This window comes from Sphingomonas sp. Leaf10, assembly GCF_001421245.1.
Lineage (GTDB): Bacteria > Pseudomonadota > Alphaproteobacteria > Sphingomonadales > Sphingomonadaceae > Sphingomonas.
Genome location: NZ_LMKE01000025.1, coordinates 1 through 6,232 on the forward strand (window position 1 = coordinate 1; position 6,232 = coordinate 6,232).

General features: G+C 63.8%; 7 protein-coding genes. 6 read left to right on the forward strand and 1 reads right to left on the reverse strand.

The window, feature by feature from the left end; genetic code table 11:
* The first annotated feature begins 193 nt into the window (after positions 1 to 193).
* The 5 genes from ASE59_RS13815 to ASE59_RS13835 all read left to right on the forward strand — a co-directional run bounded on the left by ASE59_RS13815 (position 194) and on the right by ASE59_RS13835 (position 5,525).
* A complete protein-coding gene (locus ASE59_RS13815; RefSeq protein ID WP_056457331.1) occupies positions 194 to 1,276 on the forward strand; it encodes a catalase family protein in 1,083 nt (360 codons plus the stop codon).
* 25 nt (positions 1,277 to 1,301) lie between these two features.
* Positions 1,302 to 2,408, forward strand: coding sequence for an NAD(P)-dependent alcohol dehydrogenase (locus ASE59_RS13820; protein WP_056457335.1), 1,107 nt, complete (start codon positions 1,302 to 1,304; stop codon positions 2,406 to 2,408).
* Positions 2,405 to 2,881, forward strand: coding sequence for a hypothetical protein (locus tag ASE59_RS13825; RefSeq protein ID WP_056457338.1), 477 nt, complete (start codon positions 2,405 to 2,407; stop codon positions 2,879 to 2,881). Before ASE59_RS13820 ends, ASE59_RS13825 begins: the two co-directional genes overlap by 4 nt.
* Before the next feature lie 540 nt (positions 2,882 to 3,421).
* Entirely contained in the window at positions 3,422 to 4,597 is a 1,176-nt protein-coding gene (locus tag ASE59_RS13830; RefSeq protein ID WP_056457341.1) for a zinc-dependent alcohol dehydrogenase, read from the forward strand.
* A 154-nt stretch (positions 4,598 to 4,751) separates the two neighbouring features.
* A complete protein-coding gene (locus tag ASE59_RS13835; RefSeq protein WP_056457343.1) occupies positions 4,752 to 5,525 on the forward strand; it encodes an alpha/beta fold hydrolase in 774 nt (257 codons plus the stop codon).
* Here the strand turns inward: ASE59_RS13835 and ASE59_RS19910 are convergent.
* Positions 5,515 to 5,859 carry a hypothetical protein gene (locus tag ASE59_RS19910; RefSeq protein WP_156360087.1) on the reverse strand — a complete coding sequence of 115 codons (345 nt, stop codon included), beginning with the start codon at positions 5,857 to 5,859 and terminating at the stop codon, positions 5,515 to 5,517. The genes ASE59_RS13835 and ASE59_RS19910 overlap by 11 nt on opposite strands.
* Positions 5,860 to 5,878: 19 nt before the next feature.
* Between ASE59_RS19910 and ASE59_RS19305 the strand changes: the two genes are divergently transcribed.
* Positions 5,879 to 6,232: nuclease-related domain-containing protein (locus ASE59_RS19305; protein ID WP_162235325.1), on the forward strand; the 354-nt coding region annotated here is incomplete at its 3' end.

The following is a 6,232-nucleotide window of genomic DNA, read 5'->3' on the forward strand; positions in this document are numbered from 1 at the left end:
CGGTGACAAAGTCGAGCAGAAGACCTTCCCAGGCGTGACTCACGAATTCTTCGGCATGGCCAAGGTCGTGAACGGCGCGAAACAGGCGAACGATCTCGCCGTCGCGCGGCTAAAGGCGGCGCTGGCACGTTGAACGCTACGGAAGGGCGGCGGCTGCCGCCCTTCCTCCCTTTTCCAATCACGAGGCCGTGCCATGACCGGTTCACCAGTCCGCTATTCACCCGATGTCGAGCAGAAGCAGCCCGACGAAGCCGACACCATCCGCCAGCTCAACGAGGCGTTCGATGTCATCCTGGACCGGACGGCTAAGGATTACGGCCACGCGGTCCGCGCCGTCCATGCCAAGGCGCACGGCGTCCTCAAGGGCGAATTCGTCATCGACGATGCCCTGCCGCCTGAGCTGGCGCAGGGAGCGTTCGCCTCTCCCGGCACCCATCAGGCGCTCATCCGCATCTCGACCAATGCCGGCGACATCCTTCGTGACGGCATCAGCCTGCCCCGGGGCCTCGCGATCAAGGTGCTCGACGTCGAGGGCGAGCGCCTTCCCGGTGCGGATGGAACGGCACAGGACTTCGTCACCAACAACGGCAAGGTGTTCGTGGCGAAGGACGCCAAGACCTTCCTCGGCAACGTCAAGATGCTGGCGAAAACGACCGACCGAATGGAGGGGACCAAGGAGGTGCTCTCAACGGCATTGCGGGGCGTGCACAACGCCCTGGAGGCGGTCGGGCTCTCCAGTCCGAAGGTCGACACGCTGGGCGGCACGCCCAACGTCGATCCGTTGGGCGAAACCTACAATTCGGTCACGCCGTATCGGTGGGGCGATTACATCGCCAAATACCGCCTCGTGCCGATCTCGCCCGATCAGGTCGCGCTGACCGGCCGCATCGTTGAGACAGCCGATCGACCCGACGCGATCCGTGAGGATGTGCAGGTCGAGATGGCCCGCCTCGATGCGGAATGGGAGTTCCAGGTCCAGCTCTGCCGTGACCTTGAAAAGCAGCCGATCGAAGATCCCACGGTCGAATGGGACGAGGAGATTTCGCCGTTCCAGCGCGTCGCCGTGTTGCGCGTGCCGGCACAGGATAGCTGGGATGCGGCCAAGGTGCGCGAGATCGATGAGGAAACGCGCTTCAGCATCTGGACCGGGCTTGCGGCGCACCAGCCGCTCGGCAACGTCAACCGCGCGCGTGACGAGACCTACCGCCACTCCGCGAACTTCCGGGCGCGCGTGAACGGCTGCCCCTACCACGAACTAACCAGCGCCCGCGCCTGACCACCCGGAACGAGGAAGACACACCATGACCAAAGCCCTCGGCTATGCCGCCAAGCATTCGTTCAGCCGCCTGAAGCCCCTCGCGTTCGATCGTCCTGAACCGAAGGCCAACGAAGTGCAGATCGACGTCCTCTATTGCGGCGTCTGCCATTCCGACATCCACCAGGTCGAGAACGACTGGGGCAATACGGTCTACCCATGCATGCCCGGCCACGAGATCGTCGGCCGCGTCTCGGCTGCCGGTGCGGGTGTGTCCCGGCACAAGGTGGGCGACCTCGTCGGGGTCGGCTGCATGATCGACAGCTGCCGTCAGTGCGAACCGTGTCGCGAAGGCGACGAGCATCACTGCGAGGGGCATAACAGCTGGCTGGCGACCTATAACGGCCCGATGAAGCCCGCCGCGCAGACCGAGGATGGGGTCAACACCTACGCCGAGGACAACACCTATGGCGGCTATTCGAACGTCATCGTGGTTCCGGAGGATTTCGTCCTGAAGGTGCCCGAAAGCCTGCCGATCGAAGCGGCGGCACCGATCCTGTGCGCCGGCGTCACCACCTATTCGCCGCTAAAGTACTGGGGCGTGAAGGCGGGCGACAAGGTCGGCATCGTCGGCTTGGGCGGGCTGGGCCACATGGCGGTGAAGCTCGCGGTCGCGATGGGCGCGGACGTCACCGTGTTCACGACCGACAAGGACAAGGTCGAGCCGGGCAAGGCGCTGGGCGCCAGCCGGGTCGTGATCGAGGGCGACAAGGACGCCTACAAGGAACTCGAGCTGAGCTTCGACTTCATCCTCTCGACCATCCCGGAAAAGCACCAGGTCGACCCGTTCATCACGCTCCTGAAGCGCAATGCGACCTATTGCGCGGTCGGTGCGCTCGATCAGATCCCCGGCTACAACAACCAGGAACTCATCATGCACCGCCGGACGCTGGCGGGTTCGCTGATCGGGTCGATCGCCGAGACGCAGGAGGTGCTCGACTTCTGCGCCGAGAAGGGCGTCGCCCCCGACGTCCAGGTGATCGACATCCAGGACATCAATTCCGCCTACAAGAGGGTCAAGAAAGATGACGTGCGCTTCCGCTACGTCATCGACATGGCCTCGCTGAAGCGGGAGATGGAGGAGGCGGCGTGAACGGCCGCCGCGTCACCGGTGCCGTAGCTGGCGCTCTGCTGGCCGGGTTGGGCCTCAGCGCTCTGATGATGGCCGGCGAGAAGAAGACCGGCAAGCCGTCGGAACTGGCGGATCTGGAGCGCAGGGCGGCGGACCGGCTGGGACGGGATACGCCGCCCGCCGACCGACTCCCCGACGTCGGTGAGCAGACGTTGACGCAGGGCGGGCACCTGTTGCTGTCGGCGATCGCCGGTGCCTCCTATGCCGCCGCGACGGACGAGGAGGCGGCGATCATCTCGAGCGGCATCCTGTTCGGTCTCGCCTTCTACGGACTCGCGCATTGGCTCGCCGGCCCGCTTCTCGGCGTCAAGGAGCCCGAGTGGCGTTCCGGCGGCAGGACGATCGCCATGCACGCCGTCAACCACATCGCCTTCGGCCTTGCGACTGCGGCAGGAGCCGCCATCGCGTCGACGAGCGGGTCATCGAGGTCATGAGCCCGCATATCAGGCTCATGCCGATCCTGCGGCCGATGGCGCTCAGCTACGGTGCGATCGAGGCGCGTCGCTGATGTCGTTGTTCGCGACCGAGACGCTCGACATCGCGTATCGCGACGAAGGTCCGCGAGATGGCTTGGTCGTGCTGCTGCTGCACGGCTGACCGCGTCAAACGGGCAACCGCCATTGTCCTAATTAATGTGAGGCGGGCCCTTGCGCCCGCCCCCTCTTCGGGATTTGACCACGTCGCTGGTGTCAGGCTCATCATGGGCAAATTGCTCAAGCCGATGGGAGTCAGGTCGCAGCAATTTGACCCACATCGGACCGTCCAAAGTGCCTGTGCCGTTCACCAGCTTCGGTCGTTCGTGCAGCTTGCAGTTGTCGGCTTGGTGCGATGGCGAGGTTGATGTGAGATACGCCAACGCGGGGCAAGTAGCTTACACAGGCGAAGGTTTGCGCCCGTTCTGCTCGCAAGGGCGTTGAGGTTTTTCAGTCGCTTTTCCGATTTTGGCGGAGCTCCTGGTCACACGGAGAAGAAGCATGCGCGCACTCTGCTGGCACGGTAAGGGAGACGTCCGCGTCGACACCGTCGCGGACCCCGAGATCAAGCACCCGCGCGATGCTATCATCAAGGTCACAGCCTGCGCGATCTGCGGATCGGATCTCCACCTGCTCGACGGCTACCAGCCGACGATGGAAGCGGGCGACATCCTCGGCCACGAGAACATGGGCGAGGTGGTGGCACTGGGCTCCGAGGTGACCAACCTCAAGATCGGTGACCGCGTGGTGGTGCCGTTCACGATCAGCTGCGGCGACTGCTGGTTCTGCAAGAAGGGTCTGTTCGCGGCCTGCGACCGCACCAACCCGAATGCCGAAATGGCGGCCAAGGCGATGGGCCACTCGCCGGCCGGCCTGTTCGGTTTCAGCCACATGCTGGGTGGCTATTGCGGCGGGCAGGCCGAGTATCTGCGCGTGCCGATGGCCGACATCGGCCCGATTAAGATCCCCGACAACGTCACCGACGACCAGGCGCTGTTCCTGTCGGACATCTTTCCGACCGGCTACATGGCCGCCGAGAACGCACAGATCGAGCCCGGCGATACCGTCGCGATCTGGGGCTGCGGACCGGTCGGCCAGTTCGCCATCCGCTCCGCGCTGATGATGGGTGCCGGCCGCGTGATCGCGATCGATGATGTGCCCGAGCGTCTTGCCATGGCGGAAGCCGGCGGTGCCGAGACGATCAACTTTTCCGAGACGGACGTGTTTGACGAACTTCAGGCGCGTACCAAGGGACGCGGACCTGACAGCTGCATCGATGCGGTAGGTTGCGAGGCGGCCGGACACGGCGCGGCCGATGCCGTCATGGACAAGGTCAAGGCGTCGGTGTTCCTCGCCACGGACCGCGTCCACGTCCTGCGGCAGGCGATCATGAGCTGCCGCAAGGGCGGCACGGTCTCAGTGCCCGGCGTCTACGTCGGCATGGGCGACAAGCTGCCGATCGGCGCCGCGATGAACAAGGGACTGACCATCAAGCTCGGCCAGACCCATGTGCAGCGCTACACCAAGCCGCTGCTGGAGAAGATCGTCGCCGGAGAGATCGATCCCAGCTTCGTCATCACGCACCCGGCCAGCCTCGAGGACGCGCCCGAGATGTACGCCAGGTTCCGTGATAAGGAGGACGGCGTCATCAAGGTGGTCATGCGCCCGCACGGCTGAGTTGCGAATCCATCATCGTCGTGGCGGCGCGCGATTCCCTTTCTTTTTGAGGATCGAGCGCCCCGACGACCGGCGCACGGCAGCTCGCAGATTAAGTGGTGCAAGGCACGGACGGTGCTCGTTGCTCCGTTCGAGATAACCGAAATGGAATAAGATGCACGAGATCAACCGCGGCTCTGGCCGCAAACTGCTGCTTGTACATGGGCTGGGCGGAAGCTCGCGATCATGGAGCCCCATTCTAGACTTGCTCAGTGCCAGTCGAACGGTGATCGCGATCGACCTGCCCGGACATGGCGCGACCCCGGCGGAACACGATAGCGGGACGTTCGAAGGCCTGGTCGGGAGCGTCCAGCGCTATATCGTGAAACACGAGCTGACCGGGATCGACGTCGTCGGCAGCTCGATGGGTGCGCGGATGGTGCTGGAACTTGCCAGGCGTGGCGTCGTCGGCAACGTCGTCGCACTCGACCCGGGCGGGTTCTGGCGTGGTTGGGAGCGCACCTTCTTCAAGACCACGATCGGCGTGTCGGGCCGCTTGTTGCGGGCGATCCGACCCGCCCTGCCGACGCTGAGCCGTAACGCGGCCTCGCGCACCGCCCTGCTCGCCCAATTGTCCGCGCATCCTTGGGCGCTTGATCCGCAGATGGTGGCGACCGAACTGACCGGTCTCAGTACAACACAGACGTTCGATGCGCTGGTCCATGACCTTGCGGGCGGGCCGGAGCAGACCGGTCCTGCAGCCAACAGCACTGGCCGGATCGTGATCGGATGGGGAAGGCACGACAGGCTCTGTCTGCCAAGTCAGGCGGCACGCGCAAAAGCTGCGTTCCCGTCCGCACAACTGCACTGGTTCGAGTCCAGCGGTCATTTTCCAATGTGGGATATGCCGGATGAGACGATCGAGGTCATCCTCAAAGCTACGCTGTGAAGTAGCGGGGTGTAACGCGACCCAGAAAACGACATTCAGCCGTCGTCTCGCGCTCCCCGACTTCAGACATCCATTCATAATCGCCAGACGCCTCGATCAGCGATGGCAGATATGGCGAGAAGGGGAACATTCCTGCCGTTTGGCGCCACGACTGGGAACGGTCGATTATGCCGAAACCGGTCATCGCGCGCGTGACGACTGTTTGGACTGACGTGAAAGGATCGCCAAACATCAGTTGCGGACCAAGTATCCTACCCTGATGACCGGCGATGTTCGGAGACATTGCAATTTCCCCATGCCAGAGCTCGCGAACATGTTCTTGATCGGTCGGCATCTGTGTCTAGCTTGGCATCATGGCAGCGGAGGGCACATCGGTCAGGAGCTTTAGCGGCGATCCCGTATGCAATCGCGCTGAAAACGCGTGCGCTCGCAGGCTGCAACGCGATCTGGAGACGGCCGGGATCGACGCCGTTGTGCTGCGAAACATCATTATCGGGCCCCAGCGTCGACAAATTGATCTGATCGTGGCGACCGCGAGCACGGCGGTTGTTGTCGAGATCAAAGGCTACACCCATCCCGTCTCCGGCGGCGTGAACGGACCATGGTCGCTTGAACGGGACGACGGCAACCGTCAGCAACTCGACGGTGACGTGACCCCGGTCTTTCATCCAGCGGCAACCAGAGACCGACCGTGGTTTTCGCGCATA

Excerpts from the sequence above, each read along its gene's own strand:
- ASE59_RS13815 (WP_056457331.1), top strand. The coding sequence starts at position 194 with ATGACCGGTTCACCAGTCCGCTATTCACCCGATGTCGAGCAGAAGCAG.
- ASE59_RS13820 (WP_056457335.1), top strand. The coding sequence starts at position 1,302 with ATGACCAAAGCCCTCGGCTATGCCGCCAAGCATTCGTTCAGCCGCCTG.
- ASE59_RS13830 (WP_056457341.1), top strand. The coding sequence starts at position 3,422 with ATGCGCGCACTCTGCTGGCACGGTAAGGGAGACGTCCGCGTCGACACC.
- ASE59_RS13835 (WP_056457343.1), top strand. The coding sequence starts at position 4,752 with ATGCACGAGATCAACCGCGGCTCTGGCCGCAAACTGCTGCTTGTACAT.
- ASE59_RS19910 (WP_156360087.1), bottom strand. The coding sequence starts at position 5,859 with ATGCCGACCGATCAAGAACATGTTCGCGAGCTCTGGCATGGGGAAATT.